At 54.0% G+C, this 23,018-nt stretch carries 17 protein-coding genes, 1 tRNA gene and 1 pseudogene; 8 read left to right on the top strand and 11 right to left on the bottom strand.

The window, feature by feature from the left end:
* Positions 1 to 244: 244 nt before the first annotated feature.
* On the bottom strand, positions 245 to 796 hold the full coding sequence (locus tag D6851_RS15040; RefSeq protein ID WP_183030125.1) for a MarR family winged helix-turn-helix transcriptional regulator: 552 nt from the start codon (positions 794 to 796) through the stop codon (positions 245 to 247).
* Positions 797 to 955: 159 nt separating this feature from the next.
* Here D6851_RS15040 and pobA point away from each other — a divergent pair, with 159 nt between their 5' ends.
* A complete protein-coding gene (gene pobA, locus D6851_RS15035; RefSeq protein WP_120325727.1) occupies positions 956 to 2,125 on the top strand; it encodes a 4-hydroxybenzoate 3-monooxygenase in 1,170 nt (389 codons plus the stop codon).
* Positions 2,126 to 2,129: 4 nt separating this feature from the next.
* Here the strand turns inward: pobA and D6851_RS15030 are convergent, their stop codons facing one another.
* Positions 2,130 to 3,278: a GGDEF domain-containing protein gene (locus tag D6851_RS15030; protein WP_120325726.1), complete on the bottom strand. Its 1,149-nt coding sequence runs from the start codon at positions 3,276 to 3,278 to the stop codon at positions 2,130 to 2,132.
* Positions 3,279 to 3,451: 173 nt separating this feature from the next.
* Positions 3,452 to 4,222, bottom strand: coding sequence for a siderophore-interacting protein (locus D6851_RS15025; RefSeq protein ID WP_120325725.1), 771 nt, complete (start codon positions 4,220 to 4,222; stop codon positions 3,452 to 3,454).
* A 594-nt stretch (positions 4,223 to 4,816) separates the two neighbouring features.
* Here D6851_RS15025 and D6851_RS15020 point away from each other — a divergent pair.
* Positions 4,817 to 5,598, top strand: a pseudogene (locus D6851_RS15020) (IS5 family transposase).
* Positions 5,599 to 5,608: 10 nt separating this feature from the next.
* Here D6851_RS15020 and D6851_RS15015 read toward each other — a convergent pair.
* A complete protein-coding gene (locus D6851_RS15015; protein WP_120325759.1) occupies positions 5,609 to 8,692 on the bottom strand; it encodes a glycoside hydrolase family 2 TIM barrel-domain containing protein in 3,084 nt (1,027 codons plus the stop codon).
* Between the two features lie 273 nt (positions 8,693 to 8,965).
* Between D6851_RS15015 and D6851_RS15010 the strand changes: the two genes are divergently transcribed.
* Positions 8,966 to 11,245, top strand: a complete 2,280-nt coding sequence (locus tag D6851_RS15010; protein ID WP_120325724.1) for a S9 family peptidase — start codon at positions 8,966 to 8,968, stop codon at positions 11,243 to 11,245.
* 53 nt (positions 11,246 to 11,298) lie between these two features.
* Here D6851_RS15010 and D6851_RS15005 read toward each other — a convergent pair whose 3' ends face one another.
* Positions 11,299 to 11,967, bottom strand: a complete 669-nt coding sequence (locus D6851_RS15005; RefSeq protein ID WP_120325723.1) for an RlmE family RNA methyltransferase — start codon at positions 11,965 to 11,967, stop codon at positions 11,299 to 11,301.
* Positions 11,968 to 12,031: 64 nt separating this feature from the next.
* Entirely contained in the window at positions 12,032 to 13,204 is a 1,173-nt protein-coding gene (locus D6851_RS15000; RefSeq protein ID WP_120325722.1) for a Ppx/GppA phosphatase family protein, read from the bottom strand.
* A 174-nt stretch (positions 13,205 to 13,378) separates the two neighbouring features.
* Here D6851_RS15000 and D6851_RS14995 point away from each other — a divergent pair.
* Positions 13,379 to 13,452: transfer RNA gene (locus tag D6851_RS14995), tRNA-Gln, on the top strand.
* 107 nt (positions 13,453 to 13,559) lie between these two features.
* Positions 13,560 to 14,453, top strand: a complete 894-nt coding sequence (locus D6851_RS14990; RefSeq protein ID WP_120325721.1) for an LOG family protein — start codon at positions 13,560 to 13,562, stop codon at positions 14,451 to 14,453.
* A 41-nt stretch (positions 14,454 to 14,494) separates the two neighbouring features.
* On the opposite strand, the gene thiD is transcribed toward D6851_RS14990, so the two are convergent.
* On the bottom strand, positions 14,495 to 15,268 hold the full coding sequence (gene thiD, locus D6851_RS14985) for a bifunctional hydroxymethylpyrimidine kinase/phosphomethylpyrimidine kinase (protein WP_120325758.1): 774 nt from the start codon (positions 15,266 to 15,268) through the stop codon (positions 14,495 to 14,497).
* A gap of 111 nt (positions 15,269 to 15,379) precedes the next feature.
* Positions 15,380 to 16,720, bottom strand: a complete 1,341-nt coding sequence (glmM, locus tag D6851_RS14980) for a phosphoglucosamine mutase (protein ID WP_120325720.1) — start codon at positions 16,718 to 16,720, stop codon at positions 15,380 to 15,382.
* A 108-nt stretch (positions 16,721 to 16,828) separates the two neighbouring features.
* On the opposite strand from glmM, the gene D6851_RS14975 reads away from it, so the two are divergent.
* Positions 16,829 to 18,088: a dicarboxylate/amino acid:cation symporter gene (locus D6851_RS14975; RefSeq protein WP_120325719.1), complete on the top strand. Its 1,260-nt coding sequence runs from the start codon at positions 16,829 to 16,831 to the stop codon at positions 18,086 to 18,088.
* A gap of 84 nt (positions 18,089 to 18,172) precedes the next feature.
* Complete coding sequence (locus D6851_RS14970) at positions 18,173 to 18,784, top strand: superoxide dismutase (RefSeq protein ID WP_120325718.1); 612 nt, start codon at positions 18,173 to 18,175, stop codon at positions 18,782 to 18,784.
* 62 nt (positions 18,785 to 18,846) lie between these two features.
* On the opposite strand, the gene D6851_RS14965 is transcribed toward D6851_RS14970, so the two are convergent.
* From D6851_RS14965 to D6851_RS17820, 3 genes are all read right to left on the bottom strand, one after another.
* The gene (locus tag D6851_RS14965) at positions 18,847 to 20,091 is read right to left on the bottom strand and encodes an AI-2E family transporter (protein ID WP_238474136.1); all 1,245 of its coding nucleotides are present in this window, start codon (positions 20,089 to 20,091) and stop codon (positions 18,847 to 18,849) included.
* 92 nt (positions 20,092 to 20,183) lie between these two features.
* Positions 20,184 to 20,822, bottom strand: a complete 639-nt coding sequence (locus tag D6851_RS14960; RefSeq protein ID WP_238474135.1) for a sigma-70 family RNA polymerase sigma factor — start codon at positions 20,820 to 20,822, stop codon at positions 20,184 to 20,186.
* Complete coding sequence (locus D6851_RS17820; RefSeq protein ID WP_183030124.1) at positions 20,822 to 20,995, bottom strand: NepR family anti-sigma factor; 174 nt, start codon at positions 20,993 to 20,995, stop codon at positions 20,822 to 20,824. Before D6851_RS17820 ends, D6851_RS14960 begins: the two co-directional genes overlap by 1 nt.
* A 291-nt stretch (positions 20,996 to 21,286) precedes the next feature.
* Here D6851_RS17820 and D6851_RS14950 point away from each other — a divergent pair, with 291 nt between their 5' ends.
* On the top strand, positions 21,287 to 22,957 hold the full coding sequence (locus D6851_RS14950; protein ID WP_120325715.1) for a CHASE domain-containing protein: 1,671 nt from the start codon (positions 21,287 to 21,289) through the stop codon (positions 22,955 to 22,957).
* The last annotated feature ends 61 nt before the right edge of the window (positions 22,958 to 23,018 follow it).

Below are 23,018 nucleotides of genomic sequence, written 5' to 3'. Positions count from 1 at the left end.
CGATCAATTACTGTGCTATAGCCGTTGTGGATCAATATCCCTTATCCACTTTGTTTTTATATTGGCCGGAGCGTTCAGCAGTTTTTTGCATGAAGGCATGCAGTTATCAGACATCCTCTCCCTCTTCGGGCTTTCGCCTCGCTGTCTTCCTTTTTGGCAGTCCAGCTGGTAGGATGCTATTGAACGTTGTGAGTCGGCGCAACGCTTTCTTGCTAAACGATGAACGAAATGCGATGAACTGACCTTAGCTTTCGATCCGCGGTGCGGATATGCGTTTGAGCATATCGAAAAGCACGGCCTTTTCAGCCTCGCTGAGACTAGCTAGTAGCAGACTTTCATGCTGTTCGATCCGTGCGAATCCCTCCGTTAGAATACGTTGCCCGTCATCTGTGAGAAACAGGGCGAGCGCACGCCGGTCCTCCGGGTCTTTGCGCCTTTCAACCCATCCGCGATCAGTCAATTCCGTGATGAGCGCGACCATGTTGGGACGCTGAATATCAAGCACCTTCCCAGCCCGTCCCTGATTGATGCCGGGATTATCCGAAATGAGCGATAGCAGGCTGAAAGAAAGGTGGCGTAAGCCAAGCCCTTCCACGGAAGCGGTGAAATCCTTGCGCAACACTGTCCAGGCGCGTCGTAGCTGATAACCGAACAGATCCTCCAGCGGACCGAAAGAAACGGTCTCCTTGGTTTGTAAACCGTCGCGGATCGATACCTGTGCCTTTGATGTGTGCTGCTCGCTAATGGCTCGTTCCCTTCTTAGTCTATTTCTAACTTTTGAGGGTGGTTTTGCCAAACTTGTTATATCTGTCCTGCTTGCTCTCATATTGCAAAGAAGTTATGTCGCATAACAATAAGGGGATTGCACCAGCTGAGCTCGCGAAAGGAGCGCGGGGCTGCGCATAATTCCTGCAGGTTTAAAGATAAGGGAGCGGGCCGGGACCCGGATGACATCATGAAAACGCAAGTCTGCATTATTGGTGCCGGCCCAGCCGGATTGCTGCTTGGGCATATGCTGCGGGCGGAGGGGGTCGACTGTGTCATTCTCGAAAGGCGGACGCCTGATTATGTGCTGGGCCGAATCCGTGCCGGCGTGCTTGAGCAGACGACGGTATCACTGATGGAGCAGCTTGGTCTCGACCAGCGTCTCAAAGCGGAAGGTTTACCGCATGATGGGTTTAATCTCGCTGACGGGAAACGGCTGATCCATATCGATATGGCCCGGCTCACCGGTAAGCAAGTGGTGGTCTATGGCCAGACTGAACTGACGCGCGACCTGATGGATGCGCGCAGAGAACGTGATCTCCAAGTCATTTATGAAGCGGAGAATGCCGCACTTTTCGACGTTGAGAGCGATCAGCCCTATGTTACCTATCTTAAGGATGGCATGGAGTATCGGGTCGATGCACGAATTATCGTTGGTTGTGATGGGTTTCATGGCCCCAGCCGCCAGGCTATTCCTGCAAAAGTCGGGCAAGAGTTTGAACGAGCCTATCCGTTCGGTTGGTTGGGCATTCTTGCTGATGTGCCGCCCTGCAATCATGAGCTGATCTATGCCAATCATGCGCACGGTTTTGCGCTTGCCTCAATGCGGTCGCAGACGCGTAGCCGTTATTATATCGATGTGCCGCTGACCGAGAAGCTCGAGGATTGGCCTGATGGGCGTATCTGGGATGAGTTGGCAATCCGCCTTGGTCCCGAGGCTGCTGCCCATATCACACGAGGTCCAAGTATTGAAAAAAGTATTGCGCCGCTGCGATCATATGTCTTTGCACCGATGCGCCATGGCAGCCTGATGTTGTGCGGGGACAGTGCCCATATCGTCCCGCCGACCGGTGCCAAAGGTCTTAATCTTGCAGCTTCTGACGTGCATTATGCTGCTGAAGCGCTGATTGCTTTTTTCCGAGGCAATAATACTGATGCGATTTCGGCTTATTCAGACCGTGCTTTGGGCCGTGTATGGAAATCGGAACGGTTTAGCTGGTCATTGACCAGATTGCTGCATCGTTTTCCCGCAGATGGGCCGTTTGAACGCGCGATGCAGGTGGCTGAACTCGATTATATCGCCTCAAGCGAGGCAGCGCAGACCAGCATTGCTGAAAATTATGTTGGTCTGCCGGTATAACTTTTCAGGCAACTTGCCCTAAAGGACTATGCACAGGAGAATCAGTAGCGACTTCGACGCGATTTCTTCCTTTTCGTTTGGCGCAATAAAGCGATTGATCCGCCCGCCGGAATGTATCTGAAAAAATCTCTCCTTTCAGGGCGGCGGCGATACCGAAACTGGCACTGATTCTGTGGTGTGGCGGAATGTCGGGGTAAGATTGTTGCAGCAGTTCGTAGCGTAACTGTTCAGCGATATGGTAGGCTTTGTCTATGTCACCGCCGGGCACGAGAAGCGCGAATTCCTCACCTCCGAAACGGCATGTGGGAAGGCCGGTGTTTATGAGTAATTGTGCAAAGCGGCGTAGTACATCGTCACCCGTCAGATGACCGAACAAATCGTTCACCTGCTTGAAGTGATCCAGATCGCACAAAATGAGAATATCATCGGATCGGCACTTGATGCCTATATAATGTTCGAATGCCGAACGGTTGAGAAGACCGGTCAGGCCATCTGTTTTGGCAACGGTGCGGTATGCCGCGAAATTAGCCTCAACAATGCGGAACACGAGAAGCATTACAATGCCAATGATGCAAATCAGTTTAAGGGCCAGTAATCTGTCTGCGAAAACGGACCCGTTTACTGTTTCGTAAGTAGCGTCGGTCGGAAAGATAATAGGGTAGGCGAATGCACGAAGGGCGAAAACCGACCCTGTTCCGACAATGCATATAGCCAACGCTATATTTAACTGGCTTTCACGGCGGGCACGGAACATCCGCCAGGCGCTTTCGGCCATGCCTAAAGCGCAAACCAACTGGAGAGGAGAGTTTTGCGACAGATAGGGTGCCCCTTGAAAGTACTGGAAGACCGAGAAGCCCGTTAAAACGGCCATAATGGCTCGAAGATCGGTATAGTGGTGGCGATCCTGTAGAAAGGCGGCGACAGCATTGCAGAAACATATGATGGCGACCGGGAGGGTCGCTATCATATAGATCATCACCTCTCTCTCGGGAGCGATTGCTGTAATCAAGAAGCTTTCGAGCCCGGCGATACCCGTAGCGCATACCAGCCAGCCGGCTGCTGCCCGTCGTTGGTGCAGAGCTAGCCAGATAGCTCCGCAGATAATCGCAAATGCTACATAAACTCCGACATGAATGTAACCGACGCCAACCATATTATGCACGGTGAAATTGCCCCCACTTGCAATTTCCGGGCATTATTCCGGACCAAGAGAGCTCCGATTTAACCCGACGAATCTCCCTCCTTGATATTATACTATCGACATGGCGGAAAGGAGTTGATTCTGAAATTTCAAGACAATTTCAACCATGTATAGAAATGGAACGCCTACAATACAGCGCCCACACTCTCCATATACTGGCGTTTAATGTCTTTATGCGAATCTTCGTTGGAGCCTTTCTTCCAGTAGCTGGAAAAATAAATCGCTTCGCGTGTAAGCCCATGCTCTTCCATGAAATAGTTTCGCAGCCCGCGCATAGTTGCGAATTCGCTAGCGGTCCAAGCATAGACTGATCCTGCAGGCCAGTCCTGCTTTTTCAGTGTATTGAGCAGAAGATTGGGCTCTTCTCCGGGGCGCGGATTGACAATCCAGTGAATTGCTACTCCTTCGGGATGGTCTATTGCCTGTCGGTCATCTTCATGCTGAATCTCCAGCAAGGCGATACCAGTGGCACTGGCGGGCAGATTTTCGAGATTGACGCTGATTGCAGGAAGGGCGGACATATCGCCCGTAATGACATAATTGTCGAAGCCCGAGGGGAGTGGTTTGGCGGGCCCTGGTCCGCCGACCATGATGGTCTCGCCCGGAGACGCATTCAGGGCCCATTCGGTAGCCGGACCAGCATGACCTTCGACATCGTGCATTACGAAATCGATATCAAGTTCGTCGGGCCGCTGAGCGCGGATCGTATAGGTGCGCACGATCGGCTTTGATGAGCCTTCGGTTGGATTGAGCATCAGTTTGACATAGCCGCCATCCTGACTTTCAGGAAAACCGGCAAGGCCTTCGCCACCGACGGTGATGCGCAACATATTGGGGGTGATCTGCTGGGAGCCGCGAACTTTAAGTTCGCGCGGAGCGGGACGGCGCTTGGGCATAATCGATCCTTCTGGCTGGCCCCGTAGCGTCGGCCTGACGAGAGGCGCGCCAACAAAAGGGGCGGTCATTGAATTTCTGTGGCTTAGGTAATGCGATAGATTCTCAATAACAAGGGGCGAGGAAGGCGTGATACGAGATGATACAAGTTAGGCAAGAAGGGGGCGGTTTTGCTGTTCGTTTGTCCGCAATTGGTCGATTCGCGTGAAAACAGCATGGTACCGATCAACAAGGTGGTACAAAATCGGGCCCTGTGCAGAGAAGAACTGTCTGCTCTGGCACCGAAAATTGCCGCATCGGATAAGGGACAGGATTCTTATATTTGTATACTAAATCAATTCTAAATTTGGTTTATTCGCGCTTTTTACAAGCGATATTCCAACTGTTCAACCCCATCTCGTACCCCTTTCGAAGCAACAGAAAATGTGAATACGACGCCTTTCGAGTAATACTATGTCTCACTGGTCGAATTGAACATAGACAAAGCAAATGCTGAGTATTGCGATGATTGTATCCAGTATTGCTAGGTCGTGTTGACAAAAGGGATTTCCAAATCTGCCTCCTTCTGATTTAAGACTGCTTTTTGAGGAGCCGCCATGGATCGCGGGGATTTGTCGAACGCGGAGTGGGATCTGATCGGGCCGCTGTTGCCGCCTGGGCGCGGTCGTTGGGCGCGGCCAGCGGGCGATAGCCGGCTCTTCCTCAATGGGATGCTTCACGTGCTGCGGGTCGGCTGCCCTTGGCGCGACATGCACGAGCGCTATGGCAAGTGGAAATCAGTCTATGTGCGCTTCCCTCGCTGGGCCGAACAGGGTGTCCGGGATGACTTGCTGCACACGCTGGTCGATCTCGGGCTCACCGACGACTGGCAACACATGATCGACAGCACCAGCGTTCGCGGCCACGTCTCGGCAGCGGGCGGAAAAGGGGGGCTTGTGCGAACGCTCTTGGTCGATCACAAGGCGGCGTTACGAGCAAAATCCACGCCCGCTGCGACAATCAAGGACTGCCTGTCGGCTTCATCCTGACCGGCGGCGAGGCTTCAGATTACACCGCTGCCGAACCGCTGATGGCGATCCCCGTCGCCACACCCAAGGCGCTGCTTGCGGACAAGGGTTATGATGGTGATCGCTTCCGGCAAAGCCTGCTGGTCCGGGGCATCCTGCCGATCATCCCGCCTCGCTCGAACCGCAAGGTGCCAGAGCATCCCGATTATCGCCGCTACCGGGACCGCAACCGCGTCGAGCGCATGTTCGGCAAGCTCAAACAGCAACGGCGCATCGCCACCCGCTATGACAAAACCCTTCTCTCGTTCGAGAGCTTCCTCAACCTCGCCGCTACGCGACTATGGCTGAAGTCTTTTGTTAACACGGCCTAGCATGGTTGTGTTAGTTTGCCGGTGTAATAATGAAGGAAAAGGTCAGAGGTTTGATTGGGATGCGGTAGGGTATATGCGGGCGCCCATCGAGATTCCATCCTGTGTCACCGCCCACTCCGGCCTGTGCCGCATCGATCAGTAAGGTTCCGCGATCATGCGGCCGAATATCCGAACTATGTGCTTCTCCTGGCTTTCTGAGAGCCAGCTCGCTGTAGGGAAAGGCCAGAGCATTGACCGAGAGTTTCTGGGTTCCTGAAATACGCATACCCAGTCCTTTGCCGCTCAGTTCGAGCCAACGTATATCGGTCTTGTTGCCCGATTCCTGAGGACGGGCATAATCATGATACTGATCCGCAAGCGCTCCGTTCCATTGGGCAATCATCCCGCCGGTTTTACGATCAGCATAGGTTTCTTGAGGGCCGCGGCCATACCACCGGACATAATCGAGCTTTTCAGAGGTTTCGAAAGCGAGGCCGATGCGCAGTGGGTCGGGTAATGTATCGCGTAGCGGATTGAAATGCATTGTGACACCTACGATGCCTTGCGTCGACATCGTCCAGCGTGTTGTTGCATGAACCGAGCCAACGCCCAGATCGTATCGGACAATAATCGCATCGCCTGAGGTTTCGACCGATTCTATACGACGATGGTTGGAAAAATATTTCCACATCGCATGGCTTTGGGGCACGCCCGTCCCGACATCATTGTCGGTTGGTGCACGCCAGAAGTTCGGCATGCCACCAGATAGCAATGTTTCACCCTTACGTGTATAGCCCGTGAGAAGGCCGGTGTGACGATCAATGGTGATTGTGCTGCCCGCCGCGGAAAGGCTAATAGCCTCATCGGTTTCGACCGGTTTTATTGTGTCCGCCGGTAAGCTTGCAAAAACGGGTTTTGAGAGCACGAATTGATCCCAGCCAACTATATGGCCGGCCGACATTAGCGGAATAGCATCAGCGGTCCTTGTTCGGGCACGCAAGATGAGGGTGCGTTCTGTAGCTTTGTCGTCAGATGCGGGGAGTGTAAGATTTAGTGCTGAGCTTTTGCCCGGTTCAATATTCGGTGTGGGGATCTGACCTTTCGCCACAGCCAGGCCATTCTCCAGCAAAGTCCAGTCCAGAGTAAAATGGGAAAGATCTATATGGTCATGACGATTGATGACGCGATAGCCGGTTTCGTCATGTTTGAAAGCGATTGGCGATAAAACTTTAGCCATTTCGAAATATTCAGGATCGGGCGTCCTATCGGATTGGATCACACCATCGCCCACAGGGCTGGTGTCACCATGGACCCCGGGGGCTTCAGGATCAGGATCATAATCGATGCCCTGAGCCCAGTATTCCCGACCAGCTTTATCTTTCTTGAGCATGGTCTGATCGACCCAGTCCCAAATGAAGCCGCCCTGCAGTTTGGGATATTGGCGCATTGTATCCCAATAGGCTTTGAGATCGCCGAGGCTATTGCCCATGGCATGGGCATATTCGCATAGGATGAGAGGCTGAGTGAAACTGCTATCCTCTGCATAATCGATCAGCTTGGGCACATCATCATACATGGGTGCGAAAATATCGACATAGTCATTTACCGGATGGCGCCAGCCGCTCATGCTCCAGCCAAGAAAGCTGATAAGGCGTGAGGGATCTTCTTCCCTGATCCATTTTGCTGCTGCTTCAAAGTTCGGACCGACGCCAGTTTCATTGCCGAGTGACCAGAAGATGACCGAAGGATGATTGCGATCACGTTCGACCATTCGCTCCACGCGGTCGAGATGCGCAGCGCGCCATTTAGGATCGTAGCCGAGCAGATATGCCGGATCATTGTCGTTCTGCTGTGACAGGCTGAGATAGCCGTGACTTTCAATATTTGCCTCATCCATGATGTATAGACCATATTCGTCCGCCAGTTCATACCAGCGCGGATCATTAGGATAATGCGAAGTGCGTACCGCATTCACATTGGCTGCTTTCATCAGCTCGATATCGCGGCGCATGGTTTCTTCTGACACCACATGGAAGGTGTGCGGGTCATGCTCGTGGCGGTTGACGCCGCGGATCATGATTGGTTTGCCGTTTACCTGCACCTGGCCATTGGCGATTTCTACTGTACGAAATCCGATGCGACGACTGGTCGCTTCTATGAGTTGGCCTTGATCATTAAACAATTCGACTAGCAGAGTATAAAGATTGGGCGTTTCGGCTGTCCAGGCACGAATATCGGGCAGGTCTGCAGATAGGGTGGCGGAGGTTGTGTTCGGACCCAGATCGGCTTCTTGGCTGACGAGTCTTCGGCTGCCATCGAGCAGAGTTACTCGAGCAAGCGAGTTGTGTTGTGCTCCACCAAGATCAACTGTTACATCAAGCTGCCCGTCTTTATAATGATTCTCTAGTCCTGCATTCACCACCAGATTGCGAATATGTGTCTGAGGAGCAGCATAGAGCGTAACGCTATGTTCTATACCGTTGACGCGCCAGAAATCCTGATCCTCCAGATAACTGCCATCGGAAAAGCGATAGAGCTCTATAGCGATGACATTGCTTCCCTGATGGGCATAGGAAGTAATGTCGAATTCGGCCGGGAGTTTGGAGTCTTCCGAATAGCCAACGCGCTTGCCGTTGATCCAGAGATAATAGGCTGCTCCTGCGGCTCCGATTGTGAGGAGCAGACGGCGTCCTGCAAATTGTTCCGGAACCGTAAAATTGCGGCGGTAAGAACCGACTTCATTAAGACTATGGTCGATTTTAGGCTGGTTGCGGGGGAAAGGATAGCCACTGCCCACAAAGACGGGCCTGCCATGACCTTCTGCCTGAAGGATGCCGGGAACCACCGTTGTCCCCCAGTTGCTGACATCGAAATCGGGCTGATAGAAACTGGAGGGGCGTTGTTCGGGGGTAGGCGAGAGATGAAACTGCCATTCCCCATCGAGTGACAGATGATAGGGCGAGTGGCTGACATCATGTGACAGTGCTCTTTCGCGTGTTGCGAAACCGTCAAAAGTCGTATGCATGGGTTGAGCACCCTGACGGATAATGTCCGGCTGTTCCCATTCAGGCACTGTGCCGGTCTGCGCGTAAGCAGGAAGAGGCAGTACAGCCATATAAAGCAAAAGGCTGCAAAAGGTCTCTGAAGGGGTAATTTTCCGCAATTGTTTTACTCCCGTTCGTTTGCCGCATGAAATTGGCTCGACCAAATGCCAATATTGTCTGACAATATTCTGGATGCCCGCTTTATGTGCAGGCTGGATTGCTCACAGCTGCATCATAGTATACGATATATGAGAAGTCGAACCCGTTTGTAATGCGAAGGGGTTTAATCAGAGGCGGTGTATTTTTGTCGCCTGAGGCACTGCATCAATGAGGGTTCCCGCTCTATGCATCTGCGTTCCTTGCGCTCCGTCCGTTTTTGTGCCGTGGCTGCTATATGCGGCGTTATAACTTTGCCGGTTTTTGCACAGGCCAAGCCGACATCGGCGGAACTAGAGCGTTCGGTACATTTAAGGGAAAGTTGGGAATATCTCACCCGCGAGATCGCATGGCCGGCAAGCTGGCTTCCCGATGGTAGTGCTTTTACCTATCGCAAGACGGTGGAAGGTGGGTTTCGTTTCGAAACGGTTGACAGAAAAACCCTCGCCAAAACACCGGCTTTCGATCAGGTGCGGCTTGCTCATTCGCTAAGCGAAGTGACCGGAGAAAAAGTGGATGCGTTGCATCTGCCTTTTTCTGAGTTTGACTATGCCGATGACGGGCGAGCGATTTCTTTTTCCATTCATTATAATGGCTGGCGTTGCACGCTGACCGATTATCAATGTAAAGAACAGACCTATCCGGGACGTCCGCGGGGTTTTGGCGTGGTCCGCGATTTGAGTGTTCCCGCCGATAACCACCCACGTATTTCTCCCGATGGCCATTGGGAAGCCTTTGTCGAAGATAACAATCTCGTTGTGCGAAAAGTCGACGATGGTGGCGTTGTCAGACTTAGTCAGGACGGGTCGAAAGGGAATTTCTACGATCCGGAGACAATCGCCTGGTCGCCGGACAGTCGTCATCTTATGATCTATCGCGTCAAGCCGGGCTTTGCTCGTTATGTTCTGAAAGTTGAGGCCGCACCTGACGATCAGCTTCAGCCTGTTTTGCGTCGCCAGCTCTACCCTAAACCGGGCGATGCGATCGATCAGGAACAGCCTGTTCTGTTCGATGTCGCTAAGCAAAGTCAGATCGATATCGATCCGAGCTTGTTTCCCAATCCCTATCAGCTCTCTGCTCCGCGCTGGCGGAAAGACGGCAATAGTGTTGCTTTCGATTATGTGAAACGTGGATTCGGGCAGGCGCGGATCATTTCTGTGAATGCCGATACGGGCAAGGCTCATGCCGCAGTGACCGAAACGGCCAAAACCTTTGTTTATGCCGACCGACGCTTTTCACATGATGTGAATGATATGGGCAAAGAGATTGTCTGGGCTTCGGAGCGTGACGGCTGGAACCACCTCTATTTGATCAATGGCCGTAACGGGAGAGTGAAAAATCAGATTACCAAGGGCCACTGGGTGGTGCGCAAGGTGGTCAAGATCGATGATGAAAAGCGACAGATATGGTTCGCTGCCAGCGGTATGAACCCCGGTGAAGATCCCTATTTCCGACATTATTACCGAGTGGACTTTGATGGCCGCAACCTTATAGCCCTTACGCCCAAGCGAGCCGATCATATCGTCCGGTTTTCTCCGGATATGTCCTATTATGTGGATAATTATTCACGCGTCGACCTCCCGACTGTTAGCGAATTGCATCGCAGCAGTGACGGTCATCTGATTGCGACTATTACCAAGGGAGATATTACTCGCCTGACCGCAGCAGGTTTTCGTTCCCCTGAAGTTTTTAAGGCAAAAGGGCGCGATGGTAAAACCGACATTTGGGGCCTGGTGGTTCGGCCAACCGATTATGATCCGAGCCATAAATACCCTGTGATTGAAAATATTTATGCCGGCCCGCATGACAGTTTTGTGCCCAAGCGGTTCTGGCCTTTTGGCTATCATTCGGGGGGCGACAAAGTGATTGGTATGCAGGCTCTGGCCGATCTCGGCTTCATTGTGGTCCAGATTGACGGCATGGGCACAGCAAATCGCTCCAAAGCTTTTCAGGATGTCGCGTGGAAGAACCTGCAGGATTCTGGTTTTCCAGACCGGATTCTCTGGCATCGTGCACTGGCTGCAAAAGACCCATCCTACGATATTAGCCGTGTAGGGATATACGGCGCTTCAGCAGGTGGGCAAAGTACCCTGAATGCGTTGCTTTTTTACCCAGACTTCTACAAAGTCGGGGTGGCCATGGCAGGCTGTTACGACAACCGTATGGATAAAATTAGCTGGAATGAGCAATGGCTCGGATGGCCGGTGGATGACAGCTATTCTGCGGCTTCCGGTGTAGACAATGCTGCTCGCCTCCAAGGTGATCTGTTCATGATTGTCGGCGGGCAGGATAGCAATGTCGATCCAGCCTCAACCATGCAGGTCGTTGATGCGCTCGTAAAAGCGGATAAGGATTTCGATCTGTTAGTTGTACCGGGCGGCGAACATACCGTCGGACGGTCTACCGGGCCGATCGACTATGTGACCCGGCGTCTGTCCGAATTCTTTATAGGCCACCTGCAGAAATAGTTGCCGGGAAGGAGGAGAGGGCAATTTCTCCCTCTTCCCTTCGAAAACAGGGACTATTTTACTCTTGGTTTGAAACCCTGTGCTACCACATACCATTCGGAGGAGCCCTTGCGGCTGGCTGGGGGCTTGGCATGCTTTACGGTTGTGAAATGAGCCTTGAGCAGTGCAAGCAATTGCGGATCGGTGCCGCCAGCCAGAACCTTTGCAATGAAGGCGCCATTCGTATCCAGTGTCTGGATGGCGAAATCCGCTGCCGTTTCGACCAGCCCCATGGTGCGCAAATGATCAGTCTGTTTGTGACCCACCGTATTCGCCGCCATATCCGACATGACCAGATCGGGAGGGCCATCCAGCGCTTTTTCCAACATGGCGGGAGCGGCATCGTCCATGAAGTCCATCTGGAATATAGTGACCCCTTCAATTGGCTCTGTGGGAAGAAGGTCAATGCCCACAATGGCTGCTTTTGGTTTTTTTTTGCGCACCACCTGGCTCCATCCGCCGGGTGCTATGCCCAGGTCAACGACACGCGAAGCATTTTTGAGCAGGCCAAATTTTTCGTCCAGTTCAATCAGCTTATAAGCAGCACGGCTGCGATAACCGTCTGCCTTGGCCTGTTTCACATATGGGTCGTTCAATTGCCGTTCCAGCCAGCGTGTGGAGGAAGCGCTGCGTTTGCGTGCGGTACGCACACGCTTATCGGGATTGCGTCCTGATCGGGCCATTAGCCTTTAGCTTTCTGCAATGTGGGCAAGGACACTAAACGTCCAGCCAGGAGAGGGAGGGGGATCATGCTTTGCCCCGCTTGAGTTTGTGCAAAGCTGCCTGCGCTTCAACCCCTTCAGTATCTGATGTGATAAGCGAGCGCAGAATACCTTCGCGGATACCGCGATCGGCGACGCCGAGACGAGGGGCCGGCCAGATATCGAGAATGGTTTCGAGAATAGCACACCCACCTACTACCAGATCGGCGCGCTCATTTCCGATACAGGGAAGTTTGCGTCGTTCGCGTGGCGACATGGTGGAAAGGCGCTGTGAAATATCGCGCATGCTGTCTGATGGTACAATCAGGCCGTCTACGGCTTTGCGATCATATTGCGGAAGATCCAGATGAAGACTGGCCAGCGTCGTCACCGTACCACTGGTTCCCAGTAGACGCAGATCGGGTGCGCGTGCTGGTGCGACGCGTTTGGCAAAGTCAGCAAAGCTGTCTGCAACGAGCTGGCGCATTCTGGCATATCGTTCTGCACGAGCGTCAGCACCGGGTAACTCTTCGCCCACCGTTTCCGTGAGCGAGACCACCCCCCAAGGCACTGATTGCCAGTCCAGAATTCGTGGTACGGGGCCGCCTGGTTCGATCAGCACCAATTCAGTCGATCCACCCCCAATATCAAAGATCATGGCTGGCCCGAGCCCGTCTTCGAGCAGGATGTGGCAGCCCAGAACAGCGAGCCGGGCTTCTTCCTGAGCGGAGATGACATCCAGCACGATACCCGTTTCATCTTTTACCCGCTGGATAAACTCCGCCCCATTATCCGCGCGACGGCAGGCTTCCGTCGCAACCGACCGGGCGAGATGGACATTGCGCCGTCGTAGCTTCTCGGCACAAATCTTGAGGGCACCTACAGCGCGATCCATCGCTATATCGCTTAGTCGATTGGTCTGAGCGATACCTTCACCCAGCCGTACGACGCGGCTGAACGCATCGATTACCACGAAATTTTCGCCCGAGGGTCGGGCAATCAGCAAGCGGCAATTATTGGTGCCGAGATCAATCGCGGCATAAGCTTGCCGGAACTGTTTGTGGGGCGGGCGACGCCATGCTTTGGGCATTGCCTGCTCCGCCTCTTGCCTGTCACCGGAAGGGCGGGAATCCTTGGCTGGCGGACGTGGCTTAGACTTCTTGCCACGCGGCTTTTTGCCTTTGTCCCGCTTCCGTTCCGGCGGAGAAGTGTCCGCCATTTCAACTGTACTTTCTTTCTTATCGTTCTGCCCGGTCACAAATCGGGTACCTGATAACCAAGCTAGCGAAGCGATTACCATCGGGCAAGCGCGGCTATGGGCGGAAGGGTAGTCGATGCAAAAGTACCCTCTTGACGACTCGTTTCAGGCCGCCTAGTTGCGCGCCTCACCGGTTGCCCCGTCGTCTAATGGTAAGACTACGGACTCTGACTCCGTCAATTGAGGTTCGAATCCTCACGGGGCATCCAAGTTTTCCGGAACATAACGACCCGCCAGACGCTGCGTCTTTCCATTTTGGTGTGGAAGGCTTAGGGCTGCACGCGGCTGCCACAGGCAGCGTTGAGGAGAATGATGTGTGAGTGAACACGACGGAAAGCACAAAGACAAAGAACGCGATCTGGTCGATCGCAAGTTCTACCGGGCTGAGCAGGAAGCCGGTTTCGTCGAAAAAAATCCTTTAAGCACTCCACAGACAGAACATCCTGCCTATCGTCTGGCGTTCCGAGATACAGAGTTTTTGCTGCGGGAAGAATTGCGCCCGGTTCGCTTTCAGCTTGAATTGATGAAACCGGAAATGCTGCTGGATGAGGCGAGGGTCGGTTCTACGCTGGTCATGTATGGCTCTGCTCGCATCCCGCCACCCGAAGCCGCAGAGGCGGCGTTGGAATCAGACCTGCCCGAAGACCGTAAGCAGGTGGTGCGCAATCTTGTTTCTAAGTCTAAATATTATACCGAAGCATATAGTCTGGCGCGAATGGTGAGTGAAAAATCCATCATTGAAGATGGATTGCGCCAGTTCGTTGTCTGTTCAGGCGGGGGGCCTTCGATCATGGAAGCCGCCAACCGAGGTGCTTCGGAGGCGGGCGCAGAGAGCATCGGGCTCAATATTGTTCTGCCGCATGAGCAGGCGCCGAACCCCTATGTGACACCCTATCTGTCCTTCCAGTTTCATTATTTCGCTCTGCGTAAAATGCATTTTCTGCTGCGAGCCCGTGCGGTAGCGGTCTTTCCCGGCGGTTTTGGGACGTTCGATGAATTTTTCGAACTCCTGACATTGGTACAAACAGGCAAAATGAAACCTATTCCAATCCTGCTTTTCGGTAAGGATTTCTGGAGCCGGGTGATCGATTTTGAAGCTTTGGCGGATGAAGGCACGATCAATCATGACGATCTGAAGCTGTTCCACTGGTGTGAAACCGCGCAGGAAGCATGGCAGCATATTGCCAAGTTCTATGAACTCGACTGGTGAATGGCATGCAACCACTCGTGTATGCTCATGATTTCGGATGATTAGCGGGCGATACGGGATTCAAAGGCCTGATGTCCCATTGGGCCATATCCATTGCCAAAACCGGGCGCTGCCAGCATGATCTCTCTGGTGAACTGACGCGCTTCGCTAATAGCGTTTTCCAGATCGATTCCTTGCCCTAGCAATGTGGCGATTGCGCTGGATAGTGTGCAGCCGGTGCCATGAGTATGGCGTGTGATAATGCGTTCATCCTCCCATACACGCTCATCCAAACCGGGGCAGACAAGGCGGTCGATCACCGTTGGGCCTTCTGCATCGCCACCTTTGGCGAGATAGGTTATATTGCGGGAAGTCATTTTGTCCGCGCCGCCAAGCACTTCGAGTTCGGGAATATTGGGTGTCGTTAATGTAGCTATAGCCATTAAGCGCTCAAAGGCAGCAATCGTGGCTTCGCTGGCCAGAACCGAGCCGCTGGTCGAAACCATGACGGGATCGAAAATGACCGGTGCCGAAACAGCTTCGAGCCGTTCGGCAACGATATGCGCGATGTCTGGGGAGCCGAGCATGCCGATTTTTACTGCATCCACGCCGATATCCTCAATACAGGCATCGATCTGCGCGGCCACCATATCGGGAGAGAGTATTTCGACCCCAGTCACACCACACGTATTTTGTGCCGTAATGGCTGTGATAGCTGTCATGCCATAGCCGCCCAGCATGGTGATGGTTTTGAGATCGGCCTGAATGCCTGCACCACCAGAACTGTCAGAACCGGCGATGGACAATATGCGGGGCGGAGTAGTGGTTTCGTTCATGGATGGCAGATGGTTGGGCGGCGGTGGATTGTCCAGCCCCATACCACCATTCGGTAGCTTATGAGCGCTACTCCTTTTGGATATCTATTAGTGCAGTCATCGCTTTGCATTCTATTCCGCAGCAGTTTTTACGGCAGCGCAAATATCGTCCACAACCTGTTCGACCTGTGTCTTGTCATCACCTTCGGCCATGACGCGGATCTTGGGTTCTGTGCCCGACTTGCGAATGACAAGGCGGCCCTTGCCCGAAAGCGCAGCTTCTGCCTCCGCAATGGCAGATTTGACTTGTGTATCCCCGAGCGGGTCGCCGCCTGAATAGGTAACATTTTTCAGCAATTGAGGCACTGGATCGAAAAGATGGAGCAATTCGCTTGCCCGCTTCCCCGATTGCACCAAAGCTGCCAGCACCTGCAAAGCTGCAATGCATCCATCGCCGGTCGTAGCATGATCCAGTAGAATCATGTGCCCAGATTGCTCCCCACCTACATTATAGCCGCCTTTGCGCATAGCTTCGAGAACATGGCGGTCTCCGACCTTGGTGCGGATAAGGTCGAGGCCTGAATTGGCGAGAAAGCGCTCCAGTCCGAGATTAGACATCACAGTGGCGACGACACCTCCTCCGCGCAGTGCGCCATTGGCAGCGAGCCTGGTACCAATGAGTGCCATAATCTGATCGCCATCGATGGTTTCACCTTTTTCGTCGATCACGATCAGCCGGTCAGCGTCACCATCTAAAGCAATGCCGATATCGGCCTTTTCTTCTACTACACGGGCCTTGATCGCTGCGAGATCGGTCGAGCCGACACCGTCATTGATGTTAAGGCCATTGGGAGAAACGCCCATGGCAATGACCTGCGCGCCCAATTCCCAGATGGCCGAAGGGGCGACATTATAGGCTGCCCCATGTGCGCAGTCGACAACCACTTTGAGGCCGTCCAGACGCACTTCGTCGTGCAGCGTCTGTTTGATGGCATGAATATATCGTCCGCGTGCATCATCTATCCGTCTGGCCCGGCCTATCTGATCGCCCTGCGCCAGCTCCTGCCCTTCATCTAATGCGCGTTCTATGGCTTCTTCATCATCGTCGGATAACTTAAACCCGTCCGGACCGAAGAGTTTGATGCCATTATCGGCAAAAAGATTATGACTGGCAGAAATCATCACACCGATATCGGCGCGCATTTCCCGCGTGAGGAGAGCGATAGCCGGTGTCGGGAGCGGCCCGGTCATGATCACATCCATACCCACGCTGGTGAAGCCGGCAACGAGAGCGGTTTCCATCATATAACCGGAAAGGCGGGTATCTTTTCCAATGACAACACGATGGCGGTGTTGTCCCCGTAGAAAGTGACGCCCTGCAGCCTGACCGACTTTCATCGCAGTCGCGGCTGTCAGCACACCTGCATTGGCGCGTCCGCGAATTCCGTCGGTTCCGAAATAGCTGCGTCCCATGATGATTTATTCTCCTCACGGATAAAGGACAAATGATCGATTGCTCATTTGCCATGACGCTTTCGACGCCCTATGTCACCCGCGAAATCCGGCGGACAGGGGAGTTTGATGGCCGCATCCGGCGTTTCTGACACAGTAGAGGATATCAATCTTCCTGCGGGCTGGACCTTTACAGGTCTCGTTGCCGGATTATTGCTGGGGTGGGCTCTGGCCGGTAGCGCTTTCAGTACGCCTGTTCTGCTGGTTGCCGGCCCGGTTGGCAATCTGTGGCTGCGTGCTCTCCAGATGACAATCATTCCGCTCGTGGCTTCTCTGCTGGTGATCGGTATCGTCAAGATGGTGGATACTGCGCGAGCAGGAGCAATGGCGCGTCGCACGCTAACGAGCTTTATCGCTATTCTGGCTTGCGGAACGATATTGGCGTGCTTTCTGGTTCCGGCATTACTGCATGTTTTCCCCATTCCGGATGGGGCGCGTGGCGCTTTGCAGATATCATCGGTCGAGGCTCAGCAAGTGCCTGGGCTGGGGGCATTCTTTGAATCGCTGGTTGCGCCCAACGTGGTTACAGCAGCCGCGGAAAATGCGATTCTGCCGGTGATTGTCTTTTTTGCGGGGCTGGCAGTGGCAATCGCCCGATTGCCAGTAGCGCAGCGTAATCTGCTGCACGGGTTTTTCCAAGCGCTCGGTAATGCCATGCTGATCGTGATCGGCTGGATTCTCTGGCTGGCACCTGCCGGCGTGTTTGCTCTGGCACTCGGGCTGGCATCACGGGCGGGAAGCGGCGCAGTGGCGACGTTGGGCCACTATGTCCTGCTTGTGTCGAGCCTGGGCTTTATCGTGCTGCTGTCCGCCTATCCGCTGGCGGTATGGATAGGGCGCAAAAGACTGATAGATTTCGGCAGGGAAGTCTTTCCCGCACAGGCTGTTGCCGTGTCCACGCAGAGTTCGCTTGCGAGTCTCCCCGCTATGCTTGCTTCTTGCCGTCGCCTGGGGGTGCAGGACGTATCGGCTGATTTCGTATTGCCTCTGGCAGTAGCAATCTTTCGCGCAACGAGCCCGGCTATGAATATGGCCGTAGCGATCTATGTCGCGCATCTGTCCGGAGTGGAATTGACGCCTGCCGCTTTGGCTGCAGGTGCTGCCGTTGCGATGATTACCACTATGGGCTCGGTCAGCCTGCCTGGTGCGGTCAGTTTTGTCACCTCGATTGGCCCCATTGCTCTGGCGATGGGAGTTCCGATCGGACCGCTGGCCTTGCTCGTTGCAGTAGAAATGTTGCCCGATCTTATGCGCACTATCGGCAACGTGACCATGAATGTAGCTGTCACGTCTGCTATCGACCGACACTCAAATTTGGAACAGGCCTGAGAATCGATTGCAATTGCAACCATGCGCTTTTTCGGACGTTGGGCTCACGAACAACCCCTTTTGTACAATGGAGGACGGAGACTTATGGCTTTTGAACTGATGGCGTTGCCTTTTGATGCGGACGCGCTCGCTCCTGCGATTTCCGCGGAAACGCTTAGCTTTCACCATGGGAAGCACCATAAGGCCTATATCGACAAGACAAATGCTGCGATTGAAGGCACCGACAAGGCTAATGACGATCTGGAAACCGTCATTGCCAAGGCGCGGGGCAGCGAACAGGGTCTTTTCAACAATGCTGCGCAAAGCTGGAATCACGGGTTTTACTGGAAATCCCTCACCGGTGAAACGACCGCGCCGAGCGGCGATCTTGCGACAAAGATCGACGAAGCTTTCGGTTCGTTCGACGGGCTTAAGGAGAAGCTCGCAGCGGCCGGTGCCGGCCACTTCGCAAGTGGTTGGGTCTGGCTGGCAGAGAAGGGTGGCAAGCTTTCACTCGAAGAAACACATGATGGTGACACGCTGGCGGATTCCGATTTCAACCCGCTGCTCACGATCGACCTTTGGGAACATGCTTACTATCTGGACCACCAGAATGCGCGCCCCTCTTATCTGAAAGAAGTAATCGAAAAGAAGCTGAACTGGGATTTCGCTGCTGAAAATCTCGCGCGCGGCTCGGCTTGGAAATATTCTGCCTGATTTTCGTTTGCAGATTGACAAAAGCCCGCCGGATACTTTCCGGCGGGTTTTTTTAATGTCTGTTATTGGGCGACGGACAAGTCATCAGGGGGCGGCGCCGTTAGGGGGTTGGAAGAAAAAAGCGGCTCTCCGAAAATAAACCCTATCAAGTTCGGTTTTCCGAGGTGATCGATCAGTGCGGTGATTGAAAGCAGGATCGGAACGGAAAGAAGTGCGCCTGTTACACCCCAGATCCAGCTGAAATAGCTGAGAGCGATGAGTATCAGCACAGGATTCATAGTGAAGCGGGCGCCGAGAATGGATGGCGTGACCACGTTGGATTCGACTGTATGCAAACATAGATAAGCAGCTGCGGGGACCATACCGACCAGCGGGACATCTGCCGTGCCGAGGCCGAACAATATCAGGAGGGCGATCATCGCCATCGGCCCGATATAGGGCAGGAAGTTGAGTAAGGCGGCAAGGCCGCCCCACATGATCGGAGCGCTCAGGCCCAACGCCCATGCGCCGAGCGCAACGATAATCCCCACACCGGCATTGATGAGGCCCACGGTCAGAATATAGGAAGCAACGCGATCCTGTACATCTCGAATAACACGGGCCGCTTTGAGGCTGGCGCCAAAATGGGCCCGGTCGAGCAGCAGATGATAGCGCATCCGCACTCGCGCCTCGATCATGAAGAATGCCATCAAAAAGGTGAGCAAAACTTCCAGAACGACACTGGGTGTCGCGAAAGCGAGCTGTTCGAGCATTGACGGGCCGGCAAGAACTACGCGATCCTGATTGCTGTCATTGATGATACTGGCAATCTGGCGATTGAGTTCACTAACCCAGTCCAAGCTACCTTTGAGGTGGGAGAAATGTTCTCCAATTCGATCCACCATAGCCGGCACATCGTCAAACATGCGCACAGCCGGTTGCAAAACGGCACCCAGCGCCAGAATGAGAATGGCGAGAAAAAAGAGAAGTGCGAGCAGTGACGACAAAATGTTGGGCAGGCCGATCATGGACATACGGTCTGCCAAGGGAGAGAGAATGATCGTCAGCATCAGAGCTGTGACGAGGGGAAGAAACACTACCGCCCCAATCGACAGGACGAAAGGCAAAGCAAGAAACAGGCCAGTCGCCAGCAGCAGAACAAGAGCGGAAATAAGGCGCAGTTCCTGCGCTGCAAAGGTCATCGCAGGTTGCTGCTCCTCAGCAGCCTCTCCGATAGTGCCGCTGTGTGCCGAATGCGCATAGTCATCGGCCATTTCCGATGATGAAGATGGACTGTCTTTTCTATCAGGCCCCTGTTGCGAACTCATTTTCGCCTCGTCTCCTATTGGCGACTATAAATGGTTCGCAGGCAGGAGCGCTTCAAGCAGCGCTCATGCAATTATGGCTAATGTGCAGCATTTTATTTGCCAGCTGTGGCGGCTTTGCCATTGGCGGCAACATTGTCGAGCTCTTCGAGAATAGCCCGGTGGGCAGAAGGATCGTCAATCGACCGATCTGGAATATCGCCATCTTCGATCATGCTGGTCAGAGCTGCCCGGGCTCGTCCCACGCGGCTCTTGATCGTACCCACCGCACAACCGCAGATATTGGCCGCTTCTTCATAGGAAAAGCCGCCCGCACCGACGAGTAGCAAGGCCTCGCGCCGTTCGGGTGGAAGTGTCAGCAAAGCGCGATGCATATCGGAAAGATGCAGCGGTTCTTCCTGACCCGCCGGAGCCGTCAAAATACGCTCGGCTACAGTTTCATCATATTCGCCGCGGAAGCGATTACGGCGCATGTCTGTGAGATAGGCGTTACGCAGAATAACGAAGGTCCATGCGCGCATACTGGTGCCCGGCTCGAACCGGTCCTGTGCTGCCCATGCCTTTAAGAGTGTTTCCTGTACGAGATCGTCCGCCATATCGGGCCGTCCGCAAAGACCGCGCGCAAAGGCTCGCAGATGCGGGACGACTTCTGTCAGTTCCCGTTTGAAAGAACGTTTGTCCTCCGCGCTGCGTTCAGGCGGCGTGCGTTTGCTGTTCTCTTTTTGATTGCTCATTATTTGTCGCCATCGTCCAGCTTGGCGAGGAGATCCTTGAAATTATCCGGCAAAGGCTCATTGACTACCGAATTATATAACTGTTTCAGGCCGCTGGCCCATTCAGGTTCCTGCCCGTCCTTATTTTTTGCCTTATCGGTGGAGGGTGATGTCTTGTTGTCAGTGCCTGTCATGCGAAATGCGTTTGACCGCCCCATAAATTTGCGTTTTTGCCCCGGATCTCTGACAGGATCTGCCTTGTGAGAATGGAGATGCGGCCTGTCAGATTGCCTCTGATAAATAAGTGTGAGTATGGAACGAATTCGCGTCAGTATGGTTCCCTGCTCACTGTGTTTTGAATTTCTGGTTATCTTTGTGAACCTGAAGGTCAATGCGCTAAGCTAACGGTCTGTCTCCAAGCGATCTCATGACGGGCGCACAGGAGTGCCAGAACACAGATCGGGTGATTGAGGTTGGAGGACAGTTTGGCCGGGTCTGGCAGCAGTACGAAACAGTGGCTGGTCCGGTATCCGCGCGCGGTTCCGCTGACGATTTTCCTCCTTATTGCTGCGATCACTGCTTTAAGCGTCTACGCAATCGAAAGGGGCGAAGATCAGCGCTCGGCGGCGCAATTGCGCACTCGAGCGGCCGCTATTTCCTCTGCTTTGGAACGCCGCGCCAATTCCAGCAGTGCTTATTTGCGAGCCGGTGCCGCCCTGCTGGCTATGATGGATGACGTGCCGGCTTCGCGTTTCCGGCGATTTGTCAGCGAATTGCGTCTTGATGCCGAATATAGGGGAGCCGATGGTATTGGTTGGGCGCAGGTTGTACGCCCCGATGAGGTCGCCGCTTTTAACGAACTGATGCAGCGGGAAGGTCCGGGCAATATCCGGCTTCATCCTCGTCCCGGACCGGCGCAAGCGTTCTCGGCTCCGGTAACATTCCTGCAACCCGATACGCAGCGCAACCGTCTTGCGCTTGGCTTCGATATGTTTTCGGAGCCGGTAAGGCGCGCTGCTATGCTCGAAGCCGAAAGGACCGCACGTCCGACGGCCAGCGGTAAGGTGGTGCTGAAACAGGAGGGGAAGGACCCCGAACCAGGTTTCCTCATTTATATGCCGGTGTTCAAACCTGCGCCGGGCGGGCGGGCATTGAAAGGTTTTATCTATAGCCCCTTCAATGCGCAGGATTTCTTCGCTTCCGCATTGGAGCTGGAAGGGGCCGGAAATTTCAGTGTCAGCGTTTATGATCAAAATGTTGGGCCTCAGTCCCTCCTTGCCCAGATAGACGGTCTCCCAAGAGAAGATTGGGGTATGACCGAGAGGCAGGTGGTGACCATCGCGAACCATCCCTGGGTGCTTGAGCTACATGGCGCACGCACGGATACATTGTCGGGCTTGTCCATGGCGACACTGATCTTCGGCTTCCTGGTAGCCATGCTCCTCACCGTGTTGATACGCATTCTGACGGCACAGGCGATGGAAGATGAGGCCGCTCTGCGCTGGTTGGAAGAACAGGCCTCGATCCGCAATTCACTTACCCGTGAGCTGAACCATCGGGTCAAGAATACGCTGGCCAATGTTCTTTCCATTATCGCGCTGACGCGGCGCAGGGCGGATAATCTCGGTGAATTCGCGGATGGTCTTGACGGGCGTATCCGTGCGCTGTCTGCTACTCATGACCTGCTTACGCAATCGGATTGGGGGACAACACCGGTTCGAGCGGTCGTTCAGGCTGAATTGTTGCCTTATGCGCAATCGGGCGACCATGAGGTCACTCTGGAAGGTGCCGAAGTGCAACTGGCCCCCAATGATGCTCTGTCGCTAGGCCTTGCGATTCATGAGCTGGCCACCAATGCAGCAAAATATGGCGCTTTAAGCCGGACTGGCGGGGTGGTGTCCGTTGTATGGGAAATGCTGGGAGATGATCTGGTACGGATCACCTGGCAGGAACGTGGCGGTCCGCCGGTTCCGCCGAAGCGAGGGCGTGGTTTCGGGATTGATCTGATCGAGAAAATTGTGGCGCATGAAGTCGGTAACCCGGTGGATCTGCGTTTTGAACCAGAAGGTGTGAGTTGTGTTCTGACCATTCCTGTGCGCGAGCCGAAGCGTTTTGCGATGCGCGCACCAAAGCCGGATAGTCTGAAAAATCTTTGAGATATGCTTGCGGTTACAAAAGCCGGGCTGGCTCCCTGAGATATATAGACCGCGCATGAAA

The organism is Altericroceibacterium spongiae, from assembly GCF_003610805.1.
Classification (GTDB): Bacteria; Pseudomonadota; Alphaproteobacteria; order Sphingomonadales; family Sphingomonadaceae; genus Altericroceibacterium; species Altericroceibacterium spongiae.
The sequence above is the reverse complement of the archived record's forward strand: the minus strand, read 5'-3'. Positions and strand labels throughout refer to the sequence as shown.

Bases quoted from the DNA above. Each gene is read 5' to 3' on its own strand.
- D6851_RS15000 (WP_120325722.1), bottom strand. From the start codon at position 13,204: ATGGCGGACACTTCTCCGCCGGAACGGAAGCGGGACAAAGGCAAAAAG.
- D6851_RS15010 (WP_120325724.1), top strand. From the start codon at position 8,966: ATGCATCTGCGTTCCTTGCGCTCCGTCCGTTTTTGTGCCGTGGCTGCT.
- D6851_RS14960 (WP_238474135.1), bottom strand. From the start codon at position 20,822: ATGAGCAATCAAAAAGAGAACAGCAAACGCACGCCGCCTGAACGCAGC.
- D6851_RS17820 (WP_183030124.1), bottom strand. From the start codon at position 20,995: ATGACAGGCACTGACAACAAGACATCACCCTCCACCGATAAGGCAAAA.
- D6851_RS15005 (WP_120325723.1), bottom strand. From the start codon at position 11,967: ATGGCCCGATCAGGACGCAATCCCGATAAGCGTGTGCGTACCGCACGC.
- D6851_RS15015 (WP_120325759.1), bottom strand. From the start codon at position 8,692: ATGGCTGTACTGCCTCTTCCTGCTTACGCGCAGACCGGCACAGTGCCT.
- D6851_RS15025 (WP_120325725.1), bottom strand. From the start codon at position 4,222: ATGCCCAAGCGCCGTCCCGCTCCGCGCGAACTTAAAGTTCGCGGCTCC.
- pobA (WP_120325727.1), top strand. From the start codon at position 956: ATGAAAACGCAAGTCTGCATTATTGGTGCCGGCCCAGCCGGATTGCTG.
- D6851_RS14970 (WP_120325718.1), top strand. From the start codon at position 18,173: ATGGCTTTTGAACTGATGGCGTTGCCTTTTGATGCGGACGCGCTCGCT.
- D6851_RS15030 (WP_120325726.1), bottom strand. From the start codon at position 3,278: ATGGTTGGCGTCGGTTACATTCATGTCGGAGTTTATGTAGCATTTGCG.
- glmM (WP_120325720.1), bottom strand. From the start codon at position 16,720: ATGGGACGCAGCTATTTCGGAACCGACGGAATTCGCGGACGCGCCAAT.
- thiD (WP_120325758.1), bottom strand. From the start codon at position 15,268: ATGAACGAAACCACTACTCCGCCCCGCATATTGTCCATCGCCGGTTCT.
- D6851_RS14975 (WP_120325719.1), top strand. From the start codon at position 16,829: ATGGCCGCATCCGGCGTTTCTGACACAGTAGAGGATATCAATCTTCCT.
- D6851_RS14965 (WP_238474136.1), bottom strand. From the start codon at position 20,091: ATGAGTTCGCAACAGGGGCCTGATAGAAAAGACAGTCCATCTTCATCA.